Source organism: Marinobacter sp. (assembly GCF_041687235.1).
In the GTDB taxonomy this organism is placed as follows: Bacteria; Pseudomonadota; Gammaproteobacteria; order Pseudomonadales; family Oleiphilaceae; genus Marinobacter.
This window is the reverse complement of sequence record NZ_JAWLCH010000013.1, coordinates 41,899-65,140: the sequence shown is the minus strand read 5'-3', so window position 1 is coordinate 65,140 and position 23,242 is coordinate 41,899. Positions and strand designations below refer to the sequence as shown.

Annotated in this window: 19 protein-coding genes; 7 read left to right on the top strand and 12 right to left on the bottom strand. The window is 56.5% G+C overall.

What is annotated here, in order from left to right:
* Positions 1-39: 39 nt before the first annotated feature.
* Positions 40-2,154: a polyribonucleotide nucleotidyltransferase gene (gene pnp / locus ACESMK_RS15880; RefSeq protein ID WP_373000982.1), complete on the top strand. Its 2,115-nt coding sequence runs from the start codon at positions 40-42 to the stop codon at positions 2,152-2,154.
* Between the two features lie 287 nt (positions 2,155-2,441).
* Here the strand turns inward: pnp and ACESMK_RS15875 are convergent, their stop codons facing one another.
* From ACESMK_RS15875 to ACESMK_RS15865, 3 genes are all read right to left on the bottom strand, one after another.
* Positions 2,442-3,320 carry an alpha/beta hydrolase gene (locus ACESMK_RS15875; RefSeq protein ID WP_373000911.1) on the bottom strand — a complete coding sequence of 293 codons (879 nt, stop codon included), beginning with the start codon at positions 3,318-3,320 and terminating at the stop codon, positions 2,442-2,444.
* Positions 3,290-5,155, bottom strand: a complete 1,866-nt coding sequence (locus ACESMK_RS15870; RefSeq protein ID WP_373000909.1) for a DUF4105 domain-containing protein — start codon at positions 5,153-5,155, stop codon at positions 3,290-3,292. Before ACESMK_RS15870 ends, ACESMK_RS15875 begins: the two co-directional genes overlap by 31 nt.
* A gap of 89 nt (positions 5,156-5,244) precedes the next feature.
* Positions 5,245-5,709 carry a DUF3015 domain-containing protein gene (locus ACESMK_RS15865; RefSeq protein ID WP_373000907.1) on the bottom strand — a complete coding sequence of 155 codons (465 nt, stop codon included), beginning with the start codon at positions 5,707-5,709 and terminating at the stop codon, positions 5,245-5,247.
* A 327-nt stretch (positions 5,710-6,036) separates the two neighbouring features.
* Here ACESMK_RS15865 and ACESMK_RS15860 point away from each other — a divergent pair, with 327 nt between their 5' ends.
* On the top strand, positions 6,037-6,471 hold the full coding sequence (locus tag ACESMK_RS15860) for a hypothetical protein (protein ID WP_373000905.1): 435 nt from the start codon (positions 6,037-6,039) through the stop codon (positions 6,469-6,471).
* A 67-nt stretch (positions 6,472-6,538) separates the two neighbouring features.
* On the opposite strand, the gene ACESMK_RS15855 is transcribed toward ACESMK_RS15860, so the two are convergent.
* The 6 genes from ACESMK_RS15855 to ACESMK_RS15830 all read right to left on the bottom strand — a co-directional run bounded on the left by ACESMK_RS15855 (position 6,539) and on the right by ACESMK_RS15830 (position 12,544).
* Complete coding sequence (locus tag ACESMK_RS15855; protein ID WP_373000903.1) at positions 6,539-7,240, bottom strand: ABC transporter ATP-binding protein; 702 nt, start codon at positions 7,238-7,240, stop codon at positions 6,539-6,541.
* Between the two features lie 9 nt (positions 7,241-7,249).
* On the bottom strand, positions 7,250-8,005 hold the full coding sequence (gene livG, locus ACESMK_RS15850; protein WP_373000901.1) for a high-affinity branched-chain amino acid ABC transporter ATP-binding protein LivG: 756 nt from the start codon (positions 8,003-8,005) through the stop codon (positions 7,250-7,252).
* A gap of 6 nt (positions 8,006-8,011) precedes the next feature.
* The gene (locus tag ACESMK_RS15845; RefSeq protein WP_373000900.1) at positions 8,012-9,283 is read right to left on the bottom strand and encodes a high-affinity branched-chain amino acid ABC transporter permease LivM; all 1,272 of its coding nucleotides are present in this window, start codon (positions 9,281-9,283) and stop codon (positions 8,012-8,014) included.
* Entirely contained in the window at positions 9,283-10,206 is a 924-nt protein-coding gene (gene livH, locus ACESMK_RS15840) for a high-affinity branched-chain amino acid ABC transporter permease LivH (protein ID WP_373000898.1), read from the bottom strand. Before livH ends, ACESMK_RS15845 begins: the two co-directional genes overlap by 1 nt.
* A gap of 162 nt (positions 10,207-10,368) precedes the next feature.
* Positions 10,369-11,481 (bottom strand): branched-chain amino acid ABC transporter substrate-binding protein, encoded by a 1,113-nt coding sequence (locus ACESMK_RS15835; RefSeq protein ID WP_373000896.1) that lies wholly within the window; start codon positions 11,479-11,481, stop codon positions 10,369-10,371.
* Positions 11,482-11,635: 154 nt separating this feature from the next.
* Entirely contained in the window at positions 11,636-12,544 is a 909-nt protein-coding gene (locus ACESMK_RS15830; RefSeq protein WP_373000894.1) for a TPR end-of-group domain-containing protein, read from the bottom strand.
* A gap of 169 nt (positions 12,545-12,713) precedes the next feature.
* Between ACESMK_RS15830 and ACESMK_RS15825 the strand changes: the two genes are divergently transcribed.
* Positions 12,714-13,208 (top strand): MarR family winged helix-turn-helix transcriptional regulator, encoded by a 495-nt coding sequence (locus tag ACESMK_RS15825; protein ID WP_373000892.1) that lies wholly within the window; start codon positions 12,714-12,716, stop codon positions 13,206-13,208.
* A 121-nt stretch (positions 13,209-13,329) separates the two neighbouring features.
* Here ACESMK_RS15825 and lon read toward each other — a convergent pair whose 3' ends face one another.
* A complete protein-coding gene (lon, locus tag ACESMK_RS15820) occupies positions 13,330-15,780 on the bottom strand; it encodes an endopeptidase La (RefSeq protein WP_373000890.1) in 2,451 nt (816 codons plus the stop codon).
* Positions 15,781-15,991: 211 nt separating this feature from the next.
* Here lon and trxA point away from each other — a divergent pair, with 211 nt between their 5' ends.
* From trxA to ACESMK_RS15800, 4 genes are all read left to right on the top strand, one after another.
* Positions 15,992-16,855 carry a thioredoxin gene (gene trxA / locus ACESMK_RS15815; protein WP_373000888.1) on the top strand — a complete coding sequence of 288 codons (864 nt, stop codon included), beginning with the start codon at positions 15,992-15,994 and terminating at the stop codon, positions 16,853-16,855.
* A 71-nt stretch (positions 16,856-16,926) separates the two neighbouring features.
* Positions 16,927-17,241 (top strand): hypothetical protein, encoded by a 315-nt coding sequence (locus ACESMK_RS15810; protein ID WP_373000887.1) that lies wholly within the window; start codon positions 16,927-16,929, stop codon positions 17,239-17,241.
* A 421-nt stretch (positions 17,242-17,662) separates the two neighbouring features.
* Positions 17,663-20,095, top strand: a complete 2,433-nt coding sequence (locus ACESMK_RS15805; protein ID WP_373000885.1) for a hypothetical protein — start codon at positions 17,663-17,665, stop codon at positions 20,093-20,095.
* On the top strand, positions 20,095-21,189 hold the full coding sequence (locus tag ACESMK_RS15800) for a hypothetical protein (RefSeq protein WP_373000883.1): 1,095 nt from the start codon (positions 20,095-20,097) through the stop codon (positions 21,187-21,189). The genes ACESMK_RS15805 and ACESMK_RS15800 overlap by 1 nt, the downstream gene beginning before the upstream one ends.
* A 32-nt stretch (positions 21,190-21,221) precedes the next feature.
* On the opposite strand, the gene ACESMK_RS15795 is transcribed toward ACESMK_RS15800, so the two are convergent.
* Together ACESMK_RS15795 and ACESMK_RS15790 are read right to left on the bottom strand one after the other, a co-directional pair.
* Entirely contained in the window at positions 21,222-22,070 is an 849-nt protein-coding gene (locus tag ACESMK_RS15795; protein WP_373000881.1) for an alpha/beta fold hydrolase, read from the bottom strand.
* Complete coding sequence (locus ACESMK_RS15790; protein ID WP_373000879.1) at positions 22,063-23,193, bottom strand: helix-turn-helix transcriptional regulator; 1,131 nt, start codon at positions 23,191-23,193, stop codon at positions 22,063-22,065. Before ACESMK_RS15790 ends, ACESMK_RS15795 begins: the two co-directional genes overlap by 8 nt.
* Between the last annotated feature and the right edge of the window lie 49 nt (positions 23,194-23,242).

Sequence of the window (23,242 nt, the reverse complement as noted above, 5' to 3'; positions counted from 1 at the left end):
ATCAATCTGGAACAGATAGACCAGGAGTTTTTTGTGGATCTGAAACCTTTCAAGAAATCTTTTGAGCTTGGCGGCAAGACCGTCACTCTGGAAACCGGCCGTATTGCCCGTCAGGCAACCGGTTCCGTACTGGTAACCGTGGATGATATTTCCGTTCTCGGTACCGTTGTTGGCGCAAAAGAAGCCAAGCCCGGCCAGCCGTTCTTCCCGCTGACCGTGAACTACTTCGAGAAGACCTACGCCGTGGGCAAAATCCCCGGTGGCTTCTTCAAGCGTGAAGGTCGTCCTTCCGAGAAGGAAACCCTGACCTCCCGCCTGATCGACCGTCCGATTCGTCCGCTGTTCCCGAATGGCTTCATGAACGAAGTTCAGGTCATCACCACGGTTATGTCCTCCAGCAAGAACCAGGATCCGGATATCGCCGCGATGCTGGCAGCTTCCGCGGCACTGTCCATCTCCGGTATCCCGTTCGATGGCCCTATCGGTGCGTCCCGTGTGGGCTACACCAACGAGCGCGGCTACTTCCTGAACCCGACCTTCGAGGAGCTGGAAACCTCGCTGCTGGACATGGTTGTTGCCGGCACTGAGGACGCGGTTCTGATGGTTGAGTCCGAAGCCAAGGGCCTGACTGAAGACCAGATGCTGGGCGGCGTTCTGTATGGCCACCAGGAAATGCAGACTGCGGTTAGCGCCATCAAGGAATTCGCCGCTGAAGTCGGCAAGCCCCGTTGGGACTGGCAGCCCGAGCCTGAAAACACCGAGCTGTTGAACGCCATCAAGGTCGAATTCGCCGGTGCGATTGAGGAAGCCTACGGCATCCGCGACAAGATGGCCCGTTACGAGCGTCTGGGTGAGCTGAAAACCGCAGCCGTTGAGAAGCTGGCCGGTGAAGAAGAAGGTCAGCCTTCCTCCGACGAAGTCAAAAAGTACTTCGGAAAGATCGAGAAGAGTGTGGTTCGCCAGCAGGTGATTGATGGCAAACCCCGGATCGACGGTCGTGACAACAAGACGGTGCGTCCGATCGAAATCGAAGTGGGCGTTCTGCCCAGCGTTCACGGTTCCGCGCTGTTTACCCGTGGCGAGACCCAGGCCATCGTGACCACCACGCTGGGTACCTCCCGCGATGTGCAGATCATTGATGCCCTGGAAGGCGAACGTAAGGACCCGTTCCTGTTCCACTACAACTTCCCTCCGTACTCCGTAGGTGAAGCTGGTCGTGTGGGCACGCCGGGCCGTCGCGAAGTCGGCCACGGTCGTCTGGCCAAGCGTGGTGTTCTGGCGGTTATGCCGACCCTGGAAGAATTCCCGTACGCCATCCGTGCGGTTTCCGAGATCACTGAATCCAACGGTTCCAGCTCCATGGCTTCTGTCTGTGGCTCCAGCCTGGCACTGATGGACGCGGGTGTACCCATCAAGGCACCGGTTGCCGGTATCGCCATGGGTCTGGTCAAGGAAGGCGACAAGTTCGCGGTTCTGACTGACATCCTGGGTGACGAAGATCACCTGGGTGACATGGACTTCAAGGTTGCCGGTACCCAGGAGGGCGTAACTGCCCTGCAGATGGATATCAAGATCAACGGTATCACCGACGAGATCATGGAGCTTGCGCTTGAGCAGGCACACGCAGCGCGCCTGCACATCCTGGGCGAGATGAACAAGGTTATCTCTACCCCGCGTGCCGAGCTGTCTGCCCGTGCTCCGAGCATCACCACCATCAAGATCAACCCGGAGAAGATCCGCGACGTTATCGGTAAGGGCGGTTCTGTTATCCGCGCGATCTGTGACGAAACCGGCGCCTCCATCGATCTGGATGATGACGGCAACGTGAAGATCTACGCCGACAACCAGGAAGCTGCCCAGGCGGCGGTGAACCGGGTCAAGGAAATCACGGCCGAGATCGAAGTTGGTGCTATCTACAAGGGCCGCGTTGAGCGCATTGTGGACTTCGGTGCCTTCGTTAATATTCTGCCTGGCAAAGATGGTCTGGTGCACATTTCCCAGATCTCTGATCGCCGCATCGAGAACGTGACTGACGAGCTGAGCGAAGGTCAGGAAGTTCTGGTGAAGGTGCTGGATGTTGACAACCGTGGTCGCGTGAAGCTGTCCATGAAGGAAATCAAGGAAGGCGATCAGCCGACCGATTTCTCTGCCTAAGGGAACGTTCCCTGAACGGTAGGTCGGATTAGCCAAAGGCGTAATCCGACAAAGAAAACCCGCCTGTCCTCTGGATTGGCGGGTTTTTTATTGCTTTTGGCTTTGGCGTAAGCGGCTGTTGGGACAGGCTTTTCAATACACGCTACAAGCACATCCCTGTGCGCTTGAATCGGGCCATCCATGGCCCTCTACAGTTTTGAAAAGCCTGTCCCAACAGCCGCCCGTGCTTCGCAGATAACCGCCGTAGGTCGGATTAGCCAAAGGCGTAATCCGACAAAGCTAGGGTTCTATTCTCCACTTTCCATAAAGCGAATCATCTCTTTTCGATACCCTGGTATGACGAAAGTAGCCCCATGCGGCGTATCCGTCTGCAAAAACTCCTTGGGCTCCTCCGCAGCCTCGTAAAGCGCCTCGCCATGATGAAAGGGAATAATCCCATCCCGCACACTATGAATCACCATCACAGGCACAGGGCTGATTCTGGGAATATGATCCACGCCCTCGTAGTCCTCAGGAATGGTCCAGCCCAGCGGAATCTGCAACGGCCAGGTAAGCCAGAACTCACCCAGCTTCTCCCGGGCGATTCCACGGAAGCCCGAAAATGTGCCGTCCAGAATGACGCCATCCAGGCCTGGCTGCTCCTGCCTTTGGGTCCATTCACTTGCGAGGGCTATGCCCAGTCCACCGCCCAGGCTCTGGCCCAGGATGTACAGAGGCCGCTCACTCACTCCAGGCTTTTCAATCAGCCAACGCAGGCCGGTCTCCACATCGTGCAGGGCGCCTTCAATGTCCGGGTCACCGGTGGATTTGCCGTAGCCCCGGTAGTCGATGGTGAAGACGTTGTATCCCCTCTCGGGCAGCCAGGCGACGTTGAGAATGTGGCTGCTGATGTTCTGGGCGTTACCATGAAGGAAGTAGACAGTGCCCCTGGCGTCAGTCTCAGGCGTTTCTGCAGGCAGCCACCAGCCATGGAGGGTTTCGCCGTCGGCCGTGTCAAGGTAGATGTCGTCATATTCGAGGTTCAGACGGTCCGGGGTGATGTAAGTCACCCGATCCGGGTAGAAAAAGACGCTGCTGCAACCGGACAGCAGAAGAAGTGCCGCCAGAAGCCCGGGCATCCGGGCGTTGGCGACGATCAGAAGTAGGCGTGAAGTCCGGCGTGCCATGTGCTCTGGTACCTGTCGTAGTGGTCTTCCCTAGTGAATTCGGCAAACAGGCTGAACTCCCGCCCGATGTGCCAGTTGGCTTTGGCGTAGAGCTGGTCCTGGCGGTGCTGGGTGCTGACGATCCAGGCCTTGGTTTTAGCACCGGCAAGCAGGCTGAACTGGTTGTTCTGATGGAGCAGGCCGATATCCGCGCCTGGAGCCGCATCGTAGCCGCGGCGCAGGTCGTCGTCGATTTCGAGGTCGGCGGTGGCGATGGCAAAAGCCTGGGTCTGGTGGCCCAGGCTCCAGCTGCCACCGGCGCCGCCCTCGAGGTAGGGCGTCAGGACCCGGTCGGTGCCTGTCTCCGTGCGACGGCCACCAAAACCGACCTGCCAGGATAGCGGCGAGAAAAAGGCGTTCCGCGGGCTTAACGAGCGGATTTCCACGCCGGTCAGCTGTTCCAGTTGAAGTTCGTTGTTATCGGTGTACAGACGCGCGTCGAGTCTGAGGAACTGAAGCTGGGCTCCGGTGCGGTAGCCGGCCGGTGGGTCAAGCACGTCATGGTAGGCCGGGCGCAGGGTTAATTGGGTGAATTCCCTGTGGGCCTGCTGGCCAGCTCCAAGACTCAGGCGGAAAGTGTCATGGCCCTGATCGTCTCTGACAACCGGCCTGGGCGGGTCTTCCGGTGGGGCGACGTTGGTGATCTGGCTGCGCTCTCTTAACAAGTCATGGGAAAGTGGTGCAGCGATTTCCCGGGGCCAGCCGTCGGCTTCACTCTTGTAGCGTACATAGTCGTAGGTGGCATCCAGAACGTGCGCGCGCTGTTCTTGCGGCAAAGACGTTACTTCATCCGCATCTGCGGCGATGTAGCCATTGGCGATCGCTGCCGCGAGGGTCTGGTGGCGATCAGGCAGGGTATCGAGGCTGTAGGCGACAGATGTGGCGGCCGACGGCCGGTAATACACATCGCTGACCAGTTCTTTGTCCACTACCCAGCGCACCGTATCAGACGGAATGGCGTGAGTGCTTACTTCGCCCAGAAGATCGGTGCCAGGGCGGGCGATGTCTATCAGTGCCAGCAGGCGGTAGGCGCAGTTTTCATCAAAGAAGTAGTAATCGAAGTTTCGGTCCCGTATTTCCCAGGCGTGGGCGATCATCAGGTCGACTTCGTCCTGGGTGAGGTTCAGTTTGTACTCCCACAGATCCCGATGTTCGATGTCTGAATACAGCCGGATTTTTTCGTAGTAGGGCTGGACGGTCGTGATCCCCGGGTAGCCGCCGAAAATGCCCTTATAGGCAAACAAGAGCTCACTGTCGTGGGCCGCGGCATCGGCTGCGTAGGAAATGGTGTTGGCCAATAACAGGTTGGTTTCGTCGTCATCCTGGGGCGGGTCCAGTCGCAGAAACGTGTGGCCAAACATGGACGAGGGGCTGTTCAGGTAAGAAGCGGCGAACACCAGGGTCACCGTTTCGGTGTTAAGGGTTTCCGCCCAGTCCTGATAACCGGGGCATTCAATGTCCGGTAGTGACAGGTCCAGTTGCTGACGAAGCCAGGTCTCCCGGGCCGGGAAGCGGCAGCGGGCGTGTTCATCCCCGTCGCCAGGCTTCTGGATGGCGTCGAGAGTTGCCTCCAGCTCCGCCTTCGGTGAGTGCTTGCCGTCTTCGCTCAGAAAAAAGGCCGGGTCGTCTGCCTGGCTGGTGTAGCCGTCGCCAAAAGCGTCGGGCTGATAATGAATGAGTGTGAGCCAGGCTGGATCAAGATGGAGCTCGGAGTTGCTTTCAGGTGTTTGTGCCTGGATTGGCAGGCTGACTGCGAACCAGATCAGAGCTGGCCCAATGCGAAGCATGTTGCCCATGGGTGTGTGCTGCGTCCTGGGGTGAACAGTGAAGAGGGTGGAGCGATGCGCCGTCCCTGGCACATGAGCATCCTTTCAATGAATCAGGATTACGCCGCTACGTATTTGCTCAGCGACTCGTTCTTTTCCAGCAGGGCGACGATGGCGTCAACCGCTTCGCCAGAAGTGGTGTCAGAGCTTGGGAAAATGGTGGCGAAGTTGTCCTGCAGTACTTTCCGGAAGGCACCACGGTCGGCTTCGTCAACGCCCAGAAGAACTGCCAGGGTGTCGAGGTTCTCACCTGAACCACGGGACATGTCCCGGGCGACCTTATCGATGTTGCTATCCATGTACATGGCCATGGACTGAACCGACTGATTGGTCTGGCAGCCCAGTGTGCCCGTGGTCATACCAAAGGTCTGGTTACCAAAGGTTCCGTTGGTGGTTGCAGCCAGTACATGGGGGGCAATGCCGGACTGTCCTTTCCAGATCATGGCACCCACACCACAGCCCGGTTGAGCAAAGGCCATGGAGGAAGCACCGAGAAGAATTGCACCTGCGATCAGTTTTTTCATTATCCACTCCTTCCTGTGGTTTAAAGCTGTCGTCGCAATACACAATGCTGCCCCTGACGTGAGGCAGCATTGCGAAAACGGCCCTGACTGGTCTTGTGGAGACAGGTTGACCGTTGATCTGAGTATAGTTGATATCCAGCTAACGCAAGTTGAAAGATTGATCCGCAATTGATTTGGCCTGAGAAAGCGCCAGAAACGTGATCACGTGTTCATATTTCCTTTTTTAAGTATTCTCAGGTTTCAAAGGCGATATTGTTATATGGCATTTAATTCAGTATAGTGCGCGCGGCCATGACGGCTGATACACAACACATGGAGAGTTATTTCGTGAAAAAACTGCTTATCGCATCCAGTCTGATGCTGGCCGGTGCAATGACCGGCTGTTCCTCCCTGAACGTCAGCTCCAGCCCCGTTCCCCTGAACGGCTCTGTTGATACGGATATCAAGGCTGATATCGAAGTTGGCGAGAAAATCTCCGGCAAATCCTCTGCTACCAAGGTTCTGTTCTTCACGCTTAGTGACGATAACGAATACGCCGATGGTATGGCTTACGGTAATGGTGGCGGCAGTGCGTTCGGCATTGGTGGTCTTGACCCGGTATCTGCGGTCAAATCAGCGGCAGCGTTCAATGCGATTTCGTCGTCCGGGGCGGATGTGATCGTGGCACCGCGCTACACGGTGAAGAAGAACGACTACGTGGTTTATGGCACTATTGATGTCACTGTGGAAGGTTATAAGGGAACGATCAAGAGCGTGAAGTAAGCCGTTCCTGATGACAGAAAAAAGCCGGAGCATGCTCCGGCTTTTTCGTTTCCGGCAAGGTCTGCGACTAGCCGCCCAGATAGGCGTTCTGGACGTCCGGGTTGGCCAGCAGATTCTTGCCCGTGTCGTGCAGGCGAATCTTGCCGGTTTCCAGAACGTAGCCACGGTCCGCCAGGTTCAGTGCCTGGTGGGCGTTCTGCTCAACGAGGAAAACAGTGATTCCCTCATCCCGCAAGTGGCCGATGATCTCGAAGATCTGCTTGATGATCAGCGGCGCCAGACCAAGCGATGGTTCATCCAGAATGATCATGTTCGGCCTGCTCATCAGCGCCCGCCCGATAGCGAGCATCTGCTGCTCGCCGCCGGACATGGTGCCCGCACGCTGATGTTCCCGCTCCTTCAGACGGGGGAAGAGCTCGTAGACATGGTCCTGGCTCTTGCGGATTTCCCCCTTGGTGTTGAAAAAGCCGCCCATGTGGAGGTTTTCCTCCACCGTCAGGCCCGAGAACACCCGGCGTCCTTCTGGAACAATGGAGATGCCTGAGCGCATGATCTGAGCCGTGGATTCGTTGGTGATCTCCCGGCCTTCCAGGAAAATACGCCCTGAACTGGCCCGGGGGTTGCCGCAAACAGTCATCAGCAGGGTGGTTTTACCGGCGCCATTGGCGCCGATCAGGGAAACGATCTCACCCTTTTTGACCTCGACAGACACCCCGTGCAAGGCCTCGATCTTGCCATAGTGGGTATGGACATCTTCTAGTACTAGCATGTGTTTACCTCAGGCCTCGCCCAGATAGGCTTTGATCACGTCGTCGTTCTGGCGGATTTCCTCCGGTGTGCCACTGGCCAGGGGGCGCCCCTGGTTGATGACGTTGATGCGGTCGGAAATATCCATTACCAGGCTCATGTCGTGCTCAATCAGCACCACGGAAACGTTGTAGTCCTCTTTCAGGCTGATAATCAGCTGATTGAGTTCCTTGGTTTCCGCCGGGTTGAGGCCGGCTGCCGGCTCGTCCAGCATCAGAAGCTTGGGCTCGGTCACCATGCAACGGGCAATCTCGAGGCGCCGTTGCTGGCCGTAGGCCAGGTTACCGGCCTCCCGGTTGGCCAGATCCAGCAGGCCGACCCGGTCCAGCCAGTAGGCGGCACGGTCCAGGGATTTCTGCTCCCGCTCCCGATAGTTCGGGGTTTTCAGTAGCCCGGAAATCAGGTTGGTGTTCAGGTGCCGGTGCTGTGCCACCAGCAGGTTCTCCACCACTGTCATCTGGCTGAACAGCCGGACATGCTGGAACGTGCGCACCATCCCGAGGCGGGATATTTTGTAGTCAGGTTTGCCCTGTACTTCCTTCCCCTCGAACAGGATCTTGCCGCCAGTGGGCTTGTAAAAGCCGCTCATGCAGTTGAATACAGTGGTTTTCCCGGCCCCGTTGGGACCGATGATGGACACAATCTCGTGTTCCTGAACGTCCAGAGACACTTCGTCTACCGCCAGCAGGCCGCCAAAGCGCATGGACAGATTCTGTACTTCAAGCATCGTCTGTCACTCCTGCCTTTTCAGTTCAATGTGAATGCGGCGCATGGGCATCAGGCCCTGCGGACGCCAGACCATCATCAGTACCATGGCGGCACCAAAGATCAGCATCCGGTACTCGGAGAACTCACGGGCCAGTTCGGGCAGGATGGTCACGGCAATTGCCGCCAGCACCACACCGATCTGGGAGCCCATGCCGCCGAGTACCACGATGGCGAGGATGATGGCGGATTCCAGGAAGACAAACGATTCGGGGCTGATAAAGCCCTGCTTGGAAGCGAACACGGTACCGGCGAAACCGGCAAAGAAGGCGCCAATGGTGAAGGCGGACAGCTTTACCGCGGTCCGGCTCAGGCCCAGCGAACGGGCAGCGATTTCATCTTCCCGCAGCGCTTCCCAGGCCCGGCCGACCGGCATACGCATGAAGCGACGGATAACCAGGGCTGTAAATACCGCCAGAACCAGGGCGATCAGGTACAGGAAAATCACCTTGTGTTCACCGCTGTAGGCAATGCCGAAGGTTTCGTGGAATGAGGTGTTGCCCTCTTCCTTCACCCGCCGACCAAACTCCATGCCGAACAGGGTCGGATCCGGAATGCCGCCAATGCCATTGGGGCCGCCGGTGAGTGTTGTCCAGTTATTCAGCAAGATACGGATGATCTCACCAAACCCGAGGGTGACGATCGCCAGGTAGTCTCCACGTAGCCTGAGAACCGGAAAGCCGAGCACAAGTCCGAACAGGGCGGCAAGCAATGCGCCGATGGGCAGTGCCAGCCAGAACGAGATACCTGTGTACTGGGAAAGCAGCGCAAAGGTATACGCGCCAACGGCATAGAACGCCACGTAACCCAGATCCAGAAGCCCCGCCAGACCAACCACAACGTTCAGTCCGAGGGCCAGCATGATGTAGATCAGCACGAGGGTAGCCAGGTCCACCGACCCGCGGGATACGAAAAACGGCCAGAAAAGAGCGAGAACGACGATCCCGGTCAGTACCCAGGATTCGATTTTCGCCCGGCGGTTTTCCGCCATAGGCTCTTTTTTCGTATCCGGAAGCGGGCTTGGAATACTTCTCAGCGCTCCCATGATGTTCTCTCTGAACAACTGGAACAGGAACACAATCACAGCGGCCAGGAACACCATGGCAATGGTGCTGGCATCTGCCCCGGTCAGGGTCACGCTGATGCCCTGAGCCTCCAGATTGAAGCCGATAATCGGGTAGGAAATGATCAGTGTAATGATCGCGCAGAAGAGCGCGTGTCTGAAATTGTAAGCAGCCATCAGATCTTCTCAACCTCCGGTTTGCCAAGCAGGCCGGTGGGTTTGAACAGCAGAATCAGAATCAGCAGGCTGAACGAGATCACATCCTTGTATTCACCGCTGAGGTAGCCAGAGGTCATGCTCTCTGCCACGCCAAGAATCAGTCCGCCCAGCATCGCGCCGGGGATGCTCCCGATGCCTCCAAGTACTGCAGCGGTAAAGGCTTTCAGGCCGGCGATGAAGCCGAACAGGGGGTCAACCGAGCCGTAGTACATGCCCAGAAGCAGGCCCGCAACGGCTGCCAGCGCAGCACCAATCACGAAAGTGGCCGAGATGATCCGGTTGGTATCAATGCCCAACAGGTTGGCCATGCCCAGATCCTGGGAGACGGCCCGGCACGCCCGGCCGGTTCGGGATTTCGAAATGAACAGCGATAACGCGGTCATGCAGATCAGCGTGGTGATGAAGATGGTGATCTGCATATAGGACAGGGACATCTGGAAGCCATCACCGGAACCGAAGTTGAAACCGCCAGCAATCAGATCGGGGAAGCCGACGTTGCGGGACCCTTGTGCCAGGTGCACGTAGTTCTGAAGGAAGATGGACATGCCAATGGCGGAGATCAGCGGGATCAGGCGGTGACGCCCCCGCACGGGCCGGTAGGCCACCCGTTCCACCGCCCAGCCCATGGAGCTGGAGACGATCATGGCGCAGAGCAGTGCGACGATCAGTATCAGCGGAAGCCAGGCAATGCCAAGTGCGGCAAGGCCGGTAATGGCAATCAGCGCCGTGTAGGCACCGATCATGTAGATTTCACCATGGGCAAAATTGATCATGCCGATGATGCCGTAAACCATCGTGTAGCCGATGGCGATCAGGGCGTAGGTGCTCCCAATCGTCAGCCCGTTAATGAGCTGCTGAAAAAAATACAGGAGATCTTGCATTGTCAGGGGACTCCGAAAGCCTGCTCCCTCCGCTACCACACGGCCCGCCCGGGATATCCGGGCAGGAAGTGGAGGAGGATCAACAGGAGCCTAGAAAAACACCTTCTCCCGGATCGCGGTGAGAAGGTGCTCTCATGATTACCGTTTGTTAACGATTTTGGCTCAGTTTACCGGAGTTTTACTTCCATCTGAATGCCATTCGTACACAACAAACTCGAATGACTTCATGTCGCCGGCCTTGTCGTATTCAACGGTGCCGATCGGAGTCTGGAAGCTGCCTTCGCGCAGGGCTGCAGCAACGTCGAACGGATCGGTGGAGTCGGCTGCTTCGATGCCGTCCGCAATCAGTTGTACCGCGGTGTAGGATGTCAAAACGAACGGGCCAGACGGATCTTCGCCCTTCTCTTCGAACGCTTTCACCAGCGCCTGGTTCTCGGCTTTCTGGTCGAATGCCGGCGGCAAGGTCACCAGAAGGCCTTCGGCAGCTTCGCCGGCAATGGTGTTGATGTCCTTGTTGCCAACGCCCTCGGGACCCATAAAGCGGGCACCCAGGTCAGCAGATCGAGCCTGCCGCAGGATCAGGCCCAATTCCGGGTGGTAACCGCCATAGTAGACGTAATCCACATCGGCTTGCTTGAGCTTGGTTACCAGCGAGGAGAAGTCCTTGTCGCCGGCGGTAATGCCCTCGAACATGGCAATTTCAACGCCGGCATCTTTCAGGGTATCGCGGACGGCAGTGGCAATACCTTCACCGTACTGCTGCTTGTCATGAACAATCGCCACACGTTCCGGGTTTTGTGAGGCAATGTAGTTGCCTGCAACCGGGCCCTGCATGCTGTCCAGGCCGATGGTACGGAATACCAGTTCGTAGCCACGCTCGGTGATTTCCGGGCTGGTTGAAGCCGGAGTCACCATCAGGATGCCTTCGTCTTCATAGATGTCAGACGCCGGCTGGGTGGAGCTGGAACACAGGTGGCCAATTACGAAGCGAACACCGTCGTTAACCAGGCTGTTGGCCACGGTAACGGCCTGCTTAGGGTCACAAACGTCGTCGTATTCAACGGCAACGAGTTCTTCGCCCATCACGCCGCCGTTGGCGTTGATCTGTTCGATCGCCATGCGGGCGCCGGAGAATTGCATGTCACCATACTGGGCAACGGGACCTGTCATGGGGCCGGCGATACCGATCTGGATTTCGGCAGCGGCGTGGCCTGCGCCCATCAGGGCTACGGAAGTGCTAACAGCGGTTACGAGTTTTTTTACTGAAGTTCTCATTGAGTCAGTCCTGTTTTATTTCAGGGTTATTCTTATGTTCTCAGAGAGTTAAACAAACACCACACCTGGCTGGTTGTCAAGCAGATGAGCCTGGCGTTTGCTCCGGAACACTGGGTTGATTGCAAAGGCAAATCCCGTGCCGCTCTGAGGGGTGTCACGCATCCGTGCTGTCTTCCTCATCCTGGGAGACCAGTGCGCGGAAGCTCTCGTGTTCGCGCAACTGGTCGAAACTAACGTCTACGGAAGCATCGTCGCGGTATGCCTCCGAAATTTCAATAGCTTTCTTCAAGGTGCTGACCGCGTCCTCCCAGCGGCCGATTTCCGCGTAGGCGCATGCCAACTGATAGTGCGCATGGCCATTATCCGGTGCAAGTTTCAATGCTCTCTGGCAGAGACTGATCGCCCAGAGCGGTTCCTGCATTTCCAGCACGGCATCGGCCTTGTAACTCAGGGCTTCCACATCATCGGGGCGGAGATCCAGAATCTGATCGTAGGCGGAAATTTTATTTTGCTGTGAGGTTTCCTGGCTGGCTTTTAGCCACAGTGAATGCACCTCATTGGTGCGCTCAATCTCTGCCTGGTTCTGGTGAATGATGTCGGACTTCTGCTTCAGCTGTTCCTCGATGAATTCGAGCCGCTTCTCGTATTCAATGACCAATTCGTTAACCCGTTTCTCGGCCAGGCTGGTGAGCTGGTTGCGCATATCCCTGATGGAATTCCATCCGATAACCACGAGAATAGAGGTTGCGCCAGCAATAAGATAAAAGAAGTAGGTAACGGTGTCAGTGGCGTAGGACATGGTCTTGTCGGCAACCGACAGCTCCTTGTCCACCACCTTTTCAATCAGTTCTGCCCGGGTATTCTGCATCTCTTTGCGAAGCGCCTTGCTCTCTTCGAGCAGATAAAGCTCGACAAAGGGTGTGTACATGGGTTCTTCGAGAGTCTTGATGCTTTCTTCCAGGTCCTCCGCGGTGAGTTCTTTCTCAGGCCCCAGCTCGTCCTGGCCAAAGAGGGTGCTGGCGAATGTCGTCATCAAAAGAAAAGGCAGTAAATACTTGATCATCGGGCGCAATCCGTCCGTCTGTCTGTCAGAAATGAAACAAGGTGGTGACCTTAGCATAGTGGGTGGCTGAAAAAATGCAGGGAATCTCCCCGACTTGCAATCCGCAGTACAAAGACCTCTAATAGTTAGGGGTATAAACAAATTCCCAATACCGAATCGGAGTATTGCTGTGAACAGTTATGAAGACGTACTGGTGGCTCTCAGGCGTGTAATCCGGGCAACGGACCTTCACTCGAAGCGTCTGAGCAAGCACGCGGGTCTGACTGGGCCGCAGTTGTTGATCATGAGAACGATTCGGGATCTTGGTGAAGTGACCATTGGCACGATTGCCGACAAGGTGAGCCTAAGCCAGGCAACGGTAACGACGATTCTGGATCGCCTGGAACACCGCAACCTGGTGTACCGGGTACGCAGCACCCAGGACAAGCGCAAGGTGCATGCGCATCTGACTGATGAAGGCGCAGACCTTCTGGCCCGGGCGCCGAACCCACTGCAGGAGGATTTTATCCAGAAATTCCAGAGCCTCGCGGAATGGGAACAGACCATGATTCTGGCGTCTTTGCAGCGGGTGGCCAACATGATGGACGCCGATGATATTGATGCCTCACCGGTGCTGACCGTGGGGTCGGTTCTGAAGGACGACGGGTGGAAAGAGAAAGCCTGAACAACGGTGTCGGATTACGACCCGTTGGGTCTAATCCGACCTACAAATCTGCGAATAAGGGGTCAGAAGAAAGCGTTCTTCTGACCCCGGCTTTAAGCGTAATCCGACAAACCCGCTTCCATCAATGCACCGAAGACCCGCTCTTGGGCTTATTGCCAAAACACACCTGAAACACATCGTTGTAGTGCTTGGCGAAATTCACCGACAGCCCTTCCTTGAGATATTCCGGCAGCTCCTCATAGTCGCCCCGATTCGCCTCCGGCAGGATCAGGTTACTGATCTTCTGCCTCCGCGCCGCAATCACTTTCTCGCGAATACCACCCACGGGCAGAACCTGTCCGGTCAGGGTGAGCTCTCCAGTCATGGCAATGTTCTGTTGTGGCGCTTCTCTGCGTGCGATCGACAGCAGGGCGGTGGCCATGGTGACACCGGCGCTGGGGCCGTCCTTGGGCGTAGCGCCCTCGGGCACATGCAGGTGCACGAAGGATTTGTCGAAGAAGGTCGGGTCCCCTTTATAGCGTTTGAGATTTGAGGACACGTAGCTGTAGGCGATTTCCGCGGACTCCTTCATTACTTCACCCAACTGGCCAGTCAGTTTGAAACCGCGCTGGGTGCTGTGAATCCTGGAGGCCTCGATGCTCAGGGTGGCGCCACCCATGGCGGTCCAGGCCAGGCCGGTGACCACGCCAGTCCCTTTAAGCGATTTCTCTTTCTTGAACGAAGGCTGCCCCAGGTAGCTCTGAAGGTCGGAGACACCCACCTTCACCGGCTGGTCCGGATTCTCTAACAGTTTCACGATGCCCTTGCGGAGAATCTTGTGCAGCAGCTTCTCCAGGCTCCGCACGCCAGCCTCGCGGGCATAGCCCTCGATGACCTGTTTGATTACGGCGTCGGTGATGTTGAACTGCTTTTTCAGCAGCCCGGCCCGCTTCAGCAGTCTGGGCAGCAGGAAGTGCTTGGCGATGGCCAGCTTTTCTTCCGCGATGTACCCGGACAGGCGAATCACATCCATGCGGTCGAGCAGTGGCCGCGGAATCGTGTCGAGCTGGTTGGCGGTGCAGATGAACAGCACCTTGGAGAGGTCCATGCGGACGTCCAGGTAGTGGTCCAGGAAGTCACGGTTCTGTTCAGGGTCCAGTGTCTCCAGCAGGGCTGAAGCAGGATCGCCCTGGAAGGATGCACCGATCTTGTCGATTTCATCCAGCATGATGACCGGGTTGGCCACTTTGGAATCTTTCAGCGCCTGGACGAATTTACCTGGCATGGCGCCGATGTAGGTGCGGCGATGGCCCTTGATTTCGGCCTCATCCCGCATGCCGCCCACGCTGAAGCGGTAGAATTTCCGCCCCAGTGCATCCGCCACGGAATGGCCGATGGAGGTCTTGCCAACCCCGGGCGGGCCCACCAGCAACAGGATTGAGCCGCTGACCTCGCCTTTGAAGGTGCCTTCGGCGAGGAATTCGATAATGCGGTCTTTTACATCGTCCAGGCCATCGTGGTCCCGGTCGAGAATCCGGCGGGCTTCGGCCAGATCGAAGTGGTCTTCGGAGTGGATACCCCAGGGAACCTGGGTCAGCCAGTCCAGATAATTGCGGGTGACGCCGTATTCCGGCGAGCCCTGTTCCAGCACCTGCAGTTTTTCCACTTCATCGTCGAAGCGCTCCTTCACCGCTTCGGGCGGTTTGAGCTCCGTCATGCGCTGCTGGAAACGCTCCACATCCGCAGTCTTGTCGTCCTTGGCCATGCCCAGCTCGCGCTGAATGACCTTGAGCTGTTCCTTCAGGAAGAACTCCCGCTGATGCTTCTGAACCTTGGCATTCACCTCTTCGCTGATTTCCGACTGCAGCCGCGCCACTTCCTGTTCCTTGCGCATCAGCAGCAGGACTTTCTCCATGCGACGGAGCAGGGGAACGGTGTCGAGCACATCCTGTAGTTCTCTTCCGGGGGCACTGGTCATGGACGCGCCGAAATCGGCCAGGGGGGAGCTGTCGTCCGGCCCGAAGCGCGAAAGATACTGCTTTACCTCTTCGCCGTAGAGCGGGTTGGTGCGCAGCAGTTCCTTGATTGCGCTGATAATGGCCAGGGTATAGGCCTTTAGCTCGTCCGCGTCTTCTTCCGGCTCTGCCGGGTATTCAACCTCCACCAGGTAAGGAGGCTTGCGGCGTAGCCACTGGACGATCCGGAAGCGCTGCAGGCCCTGCGCGATAAACTGGACCTTACCGCTGTCATTCTGGGCATGATGCACCCGGACGGCACAGCCCACGGTCTCCAGTTGTTCACTGGCCGGGATGCCGTCTTCCGCTTCCTGTTCTTCCACGAAACAGATGCCCATAACCTTGTGGTCAGTCTCACCGACCCGCTTCAGGGTTTCCTGCCATGGGTTCTGGTTCACGACCACCGGTTGCACCTGGGCGGGAAAGAACGGACGGTTAGAAACCGGCAGCACATACATACGCCGGGGCATCATCTGCTGGGGCAGAGCGAGGCTTTTACTGTGCTCGTCCTTGCCGATGTATTCGGTCACGTCCTCTTCGAACTCCTCAAGTGAATCTTTTTGCGTGTCGTCATTCATGCCGCGAGTATCCATCCGGAAAGGTTGTGAGTCAGTCCGGGGCTGGTTGCTGGATATTCTTCCCCCGGAGCGTTGCTTACTTGCTATGTAACGGCACTTACGGTGATTTCAAGGAGTTGGCTCTGGTTCCTTGGTGCTTGATTTTCCGGGAATCGGCCCCATGTCCACTGACAGTTCGCAACGATTCATTCGACTTTTTCAGGTGCCCCGCATGAGCAACTCCCCCTACATCTTTGAAGCCACCATGGAAAACTTCCAGCAGAAGGTCATGGAAGCCTCTGCCTCCACCCCTGTTCTGGTGGATGTCTGGGCCGAGTGGTGTGCTCCCTGCAAGCAGTTGATGCCGCTGTTGGAAAAGCTGGCCGATGAATACCAGGGCGCGTTCATGCTGGCCAAGGTTAACGCTGATGAACAGGAACAGCTTACCTCCAGCCTGGGTGTTCGCAGCCTTCCCACGGTCATCCTGGTCAAGAATGGCCAGGCGGTGGATGGCTTTAACGGCGCTTTGCCGGAAAGTGAAATCCGCAAGGTTCTCGACAAGCACGTGGAAGCGCCGAAGGAAGATCCCTACGACAAGGCGCACCGGATCTGGGAAGAGGGTGATGTTGAAGGTGCCCTGGCCATCCTGTCCCAGATGAATCAGGAAGATCCGGAAAACCTGAAGGTCCTGATCGATCTGGCCCAGCTGAAGGCGGAAATGGGGGATCTGGAGACCGCTGAACAGGTGCTGGAAAGCCTGCCGCCGGAAGAGAAGATGCAGCACCAGGCCAGGCAGCTGGCGGCCCGGATCAAGTTTCTCAGGCAGTCCGCCGAACTGCCACCGGTCAAGGATCTTGAAATGGCCCTGGAACAGGACCCGAAAGACCCGAACGCACTGCACCAGTTGGCGCTTCATCACGTATTACAGGAAAACAACGCCGAGGCGATGGACCTGCTGATCCGCCTGATGCAGGTAGACAGCAAATATAAGGACGAAGTGGCCAAGACAACGCTGATCGAGCTGTTCGACAAGCTGGGTAACAACAACCCGGACGTTCGGACCTATCGCCGGAAGCTCTATACCCTGATGCACTGATTGTTTGGCGTTATCCAAACATATCGTAGGTCGGGTGGAGCCAAAGGCGAAACCCGACTGGTATTTCCGCAATGCTCAAACTTCCACCCCAGCCTGACAACTGTGAACTCTGCGAACGCCCGGTTGCCAGGCTCACCCGGCATCACCTGATCCCCAAACACCTGCACCGCAAAAAACGCTTCCAGAAACTGTTTAGCAAAGAAGACCTGATCACCCGAACGCTCTGGGTGTGCCGGCCCTGCCATAACGCCATACACAAAGCCCGCCCCGAGCACGAGCTGGGGTTGTATTTCAATACCCGGGAAAAGTTGTTGGAGCTGGAGGAGTTGCGGACCTTTGTTGAGTGGCTGAAGGATAAACCGGAGGGGTTTGTGCCGAAGAAATAGGGAAACTGGTCACATAGTGTCCCGATTAGTTCGTAAAGGCATATTTGCGATGATCTTTTATAATGTTTTACATTGCAGCTGTCAGTTAAAAGTGCAATAAAAACAATTGCCTTCTGGTTGGTTCAGGGTTTTGTCTGTTTTATGACCAGAACCTTGCCTATCGAATGATTCTTCCTTGGATTAGCCTCTTTGACGGTTCCCGACATTGCTGGATGTTAATTTTGTCGGAGCCAACTGTCATAAAATAACGATCTCAAGGAGAGACGCTTTGGATAAGTTCAAAAGGTTAGCGCTTGCTGTTGCAGTTTCCTCAGGCCTGGTTGTAACCGGCTGCGGTGGAGGCGGTTCCTCGTCACCTTCAGCTGGCTCCCCTCCTGGAGGTGATACCTCTGTTGTATCTGGTTCTGCAGTTAAAGGCGTGATGAAAAATGCTGTTGTCACTGCTTATGAACTGGATGACTCCGGTGAGCGGTTGGAAGCACCAGTTGGCACAACTACAACAGACAGCAAGGGCCAATACCGTATTGAGCTTAACGATAACTACGAGGGTGGACTCGTTGAGATCGAAATCACCGTGAGCTCTGAAACCCGCATGGTATGTGATGCGTCCGCCTGCGGAACAAAGGGCGCGGATGTGACGTTGCCTGATGATTTCAAGTTGAATGCCATTGGCAAAGCCAGTGCACCAGGTAGCACGGTGAGTGTTCCGGTGACCGCATGGTCAACTATGGCCGCTAAACGTGCCAAAACTCTCGTTGCCGGAGGCAAGAATGTTTCTGACGCTGCCCGGCAAGCAAAAGCTGAAGTCAGTCAGGTCGCAGGCTACGATATTGAAAACACGGTGGCTCGCGATGTGAACGATCTGGCAGGCGCCAGTGCCGCCGAAGCGCAGGCCGCCGTGATGAACGCGGCCGTTGCCGAGCTGGTCTTCTCCGGTGGTAGCGAGGGTGTCGCTGCCTCACTGAACAACTTCTCCGACGCCCTCAATGATGGCTCAATCAATAGCGAAGACACTGTCACTCCTGCGACCTTGTCAACAGCAGTAAAAGCGGTAGTTGAGACAACGGGCGGTCTTGATGATGAAACCCGGGAATCCCTGAATAACCAGGCTGCTAAGCTTGATGCGGCCGGTGACAGTCTGGATACCAGCTACGATGAAGACCTGGACCTCGATGAAGGCGCCACCCAGGCAGACAAGATCGCCGCCTTCCAGTCGTTCGTGACCCAGTTCCGCAGTTGGGCCGGCTCCATTGATCAGACTGCTGCCGCTTTGCAGGACGAAACATCAGCCGTTTCTATCGCGCTGGACGCGGATGTGGAAACCGTCAGTGACGTATTTTCCCAGGCCGGTGTTACCGGCGATCTGGTCAGTAAAGTGCTGGATGCCTTCTCACTGCAGTTGGCAGGCACTGATGGCCGGGCAGAGCTGCTGGACGCCCTGAACAACGACACTCCTTTTACCGCTCAACAGAACTGGATCGATGAAGAAGATCCAACAGTGACCGGTGACATGGACGCCACTCTGGTGTTTGAAGATACAGAGTCAGGCCTTCAGGCTACGGCCACCGGCAGCGTTTCCCGGGCTGACGGAGAGACCCGCGAGTTTGAACTGGTCATTGGTACAAGCCTTAGTCAGGACGATCTGGACCTGACCTACGGTGCCGAGAAGGTGCTGTCACTGCTCGCACAAAACAGCGTCAATGTCAGCGGTACGATCGGTGATGGCACAGGCTTTGACCGCGCAGTACTGGATCTGGTTGCCACGCTTGAGCTGTCCGAAACGATTGCAGGCGAGGTTACGGCCGATGTCGTTCTGGAAAAATTCAGTGCCATTGCCCTGAACGGTTCCATTGCTCTTGCCAACCCCGAGGCTGCCAGCTTCGACGGCGAGATTTCGGTGAAGGCTGTCAACATGACAGGCTCCAGCTTCAGCGCTCTGGATGAGCCGTTCTCTCCGGAATCCTTTGCGCTCTCAGGTGATTTTACGGCCACTTCCGGACGTACTTTCAATCTCGCTACGTCCCTGAACAGCAGCAGCGCCCAGCGCTTTAACCTGTTCACCTACCTTGATTACAACGACACAACGGCTGCATTTGATTTTGAGGTGGATCGTGCTGAGGTGGCGCAGTTTGTTGAGTATGACGAAACCGCTCAAGACTTCTGGTTCGATATTGTGTCCGACTGGTCCTGCTACGACTATGAGACTGATACAGAAACATTTGGCGAGCGGATAGCTTTCTCTGGTTGGTATAACAGCGAGCTCGATACTTATGGCGATAACTGCAATATTCTGGATGAAGCTGAAAACGCCGCACTTGATCAACTGATCCTGGGCAAACTCGAAACCGCCGTTGGCGCTGAAGTTGCCGGGCAGTCCAGTATCGACAATGTCTGGGTATACGGTGACAGTGCTTCTGATCTGGCAGAGGTGAACGCTGATATTGCCTTTCCTGACCTGGAAACCGCGGATAACTTCGTGAACCTGTCTTTCAACATCGCAGCAGGTGTTTCTCTCGTTGACATGCCAAAAGCAACGGCTGTGGTTACCCTGACACGTTCTACTCTGAACGGTGGCAGCGTACTCGCAAATGTTGGTTGGGACGGCGGCAGCTACAGCCTGAAGGTCAGCACTGATGAGCTGAATGCGGAGAATCCGGAAGTTAGCCTGGCTTTCTGGAACCCCCAGGGATTCCGCCTCGAAGCGGTTGGCTCGGAAACAGCGAGCGGCGTTCAGAGCCTCACAGGGAATGTCTTCGTCAACGGCGAGGACATCGGTGATGTGGAACTGAGAAACGGCGTTCCTGTAATCACCTACCCGAACGGCGAAGAAACCGTGTTCGAGACATTGTTCTGATGAAAGTACCGGGAAACCGGAAAGAAAGGTGGGGCTTCGGCCCCGCCTTTTTTTTCGTTATAGCGAGTGTTAATGCCAATACAGTGCTGGCCGTGGAGATGTTTGGCAGGTTCGAGACCCGACTGGTGAGCGAGCCGGAACCAATCAAAACTACATTGGGCGATTGGGGCAGTGAATTCGATTCAGGTAGCCGGCAATGGGCGATCAGCCATGCGGAGGCCGGTTTTCGGGAGCAAGGAATCGAGGTTTCGGTTTTTACCCGTGCGCTGGCGGATCTGAGGATGAATTCGGAGGCCGTGAGCTTTTATGGGCGGATCGCTCGCAAGGAGCCGCTAAACGAAGGCGAACAGATTCCCGTTGCTCTGCGCGTTAACGGTTTTTCAGGGTCCGGTGTTCGATCTGGCTATCGACATAGCGATGAATCCTGGACGATTTCGGGCGGCATATCCGTGTTCAAAACCCGCCATTTGATGACCGGTGGGCTCGAGGGCGAATTTCTGGCCGCATCCGAGAACGATTATGACTTCAATGCAGACGTTGACTATCTCTACTATCGAGATGTGATTTTCGACAGGCCGAATATCGAGGAGGCCAGTGGCATCGGCTGGGCTTTTGATATCTCCGCCAGCTGGCAGCCCATGGAAAAGCTCGATCTGAACTTCCGTGCCGAGGATCTTTTCTCACGTATTCGATGGAAGGACGCGCCTTTCACGCTGGCCCAGGCAAATACTGACAACAAGTCCTACGATGACGACGGCTACGCTGTGTTTGCCCCAACAATATCTGGCAAGGAGGGTTATAGGGATACGTTTTATCAGGATCTGGATCCCAGGTTTTACGGTACGGCCCAGTGGCAAGAGGGCTCCTGGCTGACAGTGGTGCATGCTCAATATCAGTTCGGCTATGGGCTCTATGGCGTCGGCTTCGGGCGGGCGGTGGCAGATGGAACCCGTGTACTGGCTAGCTATTGGCCGGAACTCGAGTCAATACAGTTGGAGCTGACCCGAGGAAAATGGCAGGCGACAGTATCCGCAGACGATATCGAATGGTCCAGCGTTCGCGCGATCAGTCTGGGGCTTTCTTACAATTATTGAGCCAAACTTTTGCTGGTGGCCACCAGTTGAAGTTAGCTCCAGATAGCTGAGAGAGCACCGTAGTGAGCGCCGCTGATTATCTCGGAAGTGCTGTCCGGAAATTTGCAGGACAACGTGGTCTGGTGATCTCTATAAACCAGCCTGTCCCCGGAACCATGAATGACCCGCACCGGAATACTTATGTCCTCTGGCGAAAAAGGCCACGAATGAGCGATCAGAAACGAATCCCTGGCAAGCGCATCAGCTGCTGGTATCGAGCCCTGTTCCAGTGTGGCTCCCAGGCTCTGCATAAAGCCCGGGTAAACAGAATCTGATGACAGATAGCGTTGTTCCTGATCGCCCGCAGCACCCATGAGCGCCCCTGATAACATGTCCAAAGAACCCGTCAGAGCTTCCAGCTCCCCGGCCAGCGCCTCCCGATCTTCCAGCGCCGCCTGCCAGGTGCTGGCGGTGAGTTCTGAGGCAAAATCGTAGGGATTATCCATCAAAGGAATCGCCGGCGTCGCAGCGATAACCAGCTGCTCAATCCGTTGGCCCAGATCATGGGCGGCGGCCATGGCGAACACTCCGCCGCCTGAAAACCCGGAAATCCCGAAGGTGTCCAGTTGCAGGTGGTCGGCCAGTTGTTTCAGATCATCCGTATGATGAGAGAACCCATAGTCAGGGCAGGAGGTGGACTGCCCGTATCCGGGACGATCCGGAACAATGACCCTTATCCCGGCACTGAGCAGCGTGCTCTGCAGGTGGGCCAGTTCGTTTCGGGAACCCGGAATGCCATGGCAATGGATCCAGGTACCGTTCTCCCCGGTACCAATATCTGAAAAGCTCAGGTTTCTGCCGTCTGGAAGTCGCAGATTCAGGTGTCTTGCGGTATCAGTCATCGGGAGATCTTAGTGTGTCCGCGCAAAGTAGCAGTGTTCGCTGCAGGCCGGCCTGATGATGAACGCCGGTTTTACGCATGATGGATTTGAGCTGTGTTCTGCCTGTGTGCCGGGAAATCTGTAAGAGCGCACTTGCCTCGTTGACGTCAAGACCGCTCACGAGAAGGCTCGCCAGGCGGCATTCGGCCGGGGTGAGCTGGAACATGATCGTCAATTGGCTGTGATTCAGATGGGCCGGTCGGCCGGCATCCAGAAGGAAGCAGAGAAAGCCCTGGGCAGCGGAGCGGCCAATGTGGAGTTCGGTTCCGGACCTGCGAGACTGCATCATAACGAGGCAAGCGCCCGTTTCTCCGAGCTTTAGCGTCTCAATCAGAGACAGGTTTTCAATAAGACTGCGAGTCATTGCCCGCAGGGCCCCGGAACCAGATCCGGAGAATGCTCTGAGTCGGTTGTTCCTTACGCCCAATCCGTAAGTGTGGCCTGCCAGTGCCTCCTCTGCGGTGCTGTTCATCCATCGTATGTGCAGGTTTGCGTCCATGTGCCAGACCCCGAACGGAAGTTGGTCCAGCGCATGATGCGCCTGGCCGAGGGCCTGGTTCAGATCCGCAAACAGGTGGGAAAGCCGGGTGACCCTGCGGAGATGGGGGCTGAACAGCTCAAGTATGTTCTGCTCCTGACGGCAGAAATGGCCCCGTCGTCGTGGGCGGTGGATTCCGATGTGCATGGCCTGACCGTTCTGGCGCTCAAACTGGGTGCCCATGGCGTAGAAGTTTCCGTTAGGACGGAAAACAGTCTGGTAATGGGCCGAATTCTCGAATTCCCGGTCGGAGATAACAGCCGTGCTTTCCACGGCCTTGCCGAGTGGGCTGGATGCCATGGCTTCCCGAAAGGTATCGCGCTCCACCCCCTCGGACTCGTAAAACTCGTTGATGGTCTGGTTGAATCCGGTGGAGTACGAGTGATGAACCACCGGATCGTTCAGGTCGGTCAGGCGAAGCGTCGCGGTGTCGGCGTGGAAGAGGTTGGCGATCTTTTCGAGGAATACCGGCCAGTGTTCAGGTCGGGTTGTGTTTTCGTAGAGATCGTCCAGCAGCTTCGGAGCTGCCGACATCAGGTCTTTCAAACCAACGGCTCCTGTTGCTTTATTGTACATATTAATTGCGTTACTCAAG

What these genes read in the sequence shown, in the direction of transcription:
- ACESMK_RS15810 (WP_373000887.1), top strand. Translation starts at nt 16,927, where the DNA reads ATGCTCAAACTTCCACCCCAGCCTGACAACTGTGAACTCTGCGAACGC.
- ACESMK_RS15800 (WP_373000883.1), top strand. Translation starts at nt 20,095, where the DNA reads ATGAAAGTACCGGGAAACCGGAAAGAAAGGTGGGGCTTCGGCCCCGCC.
- ACESMK_RS15805 (WP_373000885.1), top strand. Translation starts at nt 17,663, where the DNA reads ATGAAAAATGCTGTTGTCACTGCTTATGAACTGGATGACTCCGGTGAG.
- ACESMK_RS15795 (WP_373000881.1), bottom strand. Translation starts at nt 22,070, where the DNA reads ATGACTGATACCGCAAGACACCTGAATCTGCGACTTCCAGACGGCAGA.
- ACESMK_RS15870 (WP_373000909.1), bottom strand. Translation starts at nt 5,155, where the DNA reads ATGGGCAACATGCTTCGCATTGGGCCAGCTCTGATCTGGTTCGCAGTC.
- lon (WP_373000890.1), bottom strand. Translation starts at nt 15,780, where the DNA reads ATGAATGACGACACGCAAAAAGATTCACTTGAGGAGTTCGAAGAGGAC.
- livG (WP_373000901.1), bottom strand. Translation starts at nt 8,005, where the DNA reads ATGCTTGAAGTACAGAATCTGTCCATGCGCTTTGGCGGCCTGCTGGCG.
- ACESMK_RS15835 (WP_373000896.1), bottom strand. Translation starts at nt 11,481, where the DNA reads ATGAGAACTTCAGTAAAAAAACTCGTAACCGCTGTTAGCACTTCCGTA.
- trxA (WP_373000888.1), top strand. Translation starts at nt 15,992, where the DNA reads ATGAGCAACTCCCCCTACATCTTTGAAGCCACCATGGAAAACTTCCAG.
- ACESMK_RS15875 (WP_373000911.1), bottom strand. Translation starts at nt 3,320, where the DNA reads ATGGCACGCCGGACTTCACGCCTACTTCTGATCGTCGCCAACGCCCGG.
- ACESMK_RS15830 (WP_373000894.1), bottom strand. Translation starts at nt 12,544, where the DNA reads ATGATCAAGTATTTACTGCCTTTTCTTTTGATGACGACATTCGCCAGC.
- livH (WP_373000898.1), bottom strand. Translation starts at nt 10,206, where the DNA reads ATGCAAGATCTCCTGTATTTTTTTCAGCAGCTCATTAACGGGCTGACG.
- ACESMK_RS15845 (WP_373000900.1), bottom strand. Translation starts at nt 9,283, where the DNA reads ATGGCTGCTTACAATTTCAGACACGCGCTCTTCTGCGCGATCATTACA.
- ACESMK_RS15855 (WP_373000903.1), bottom strand. Translation starts at nt 7,240, where the DNA reads ATGCTAGTACTAGAAGATGTCCATACCCACTATGGCAAGATCGAGGCC.
- ACESMK_RS15865 (WP_373000907.1), bottom strand. Translation starts at nt 5,709, where the DNA reads ATGAAAAAACTGATCGCAGGTGCAATTCTTCTCGGTGCTTCCTCCATG.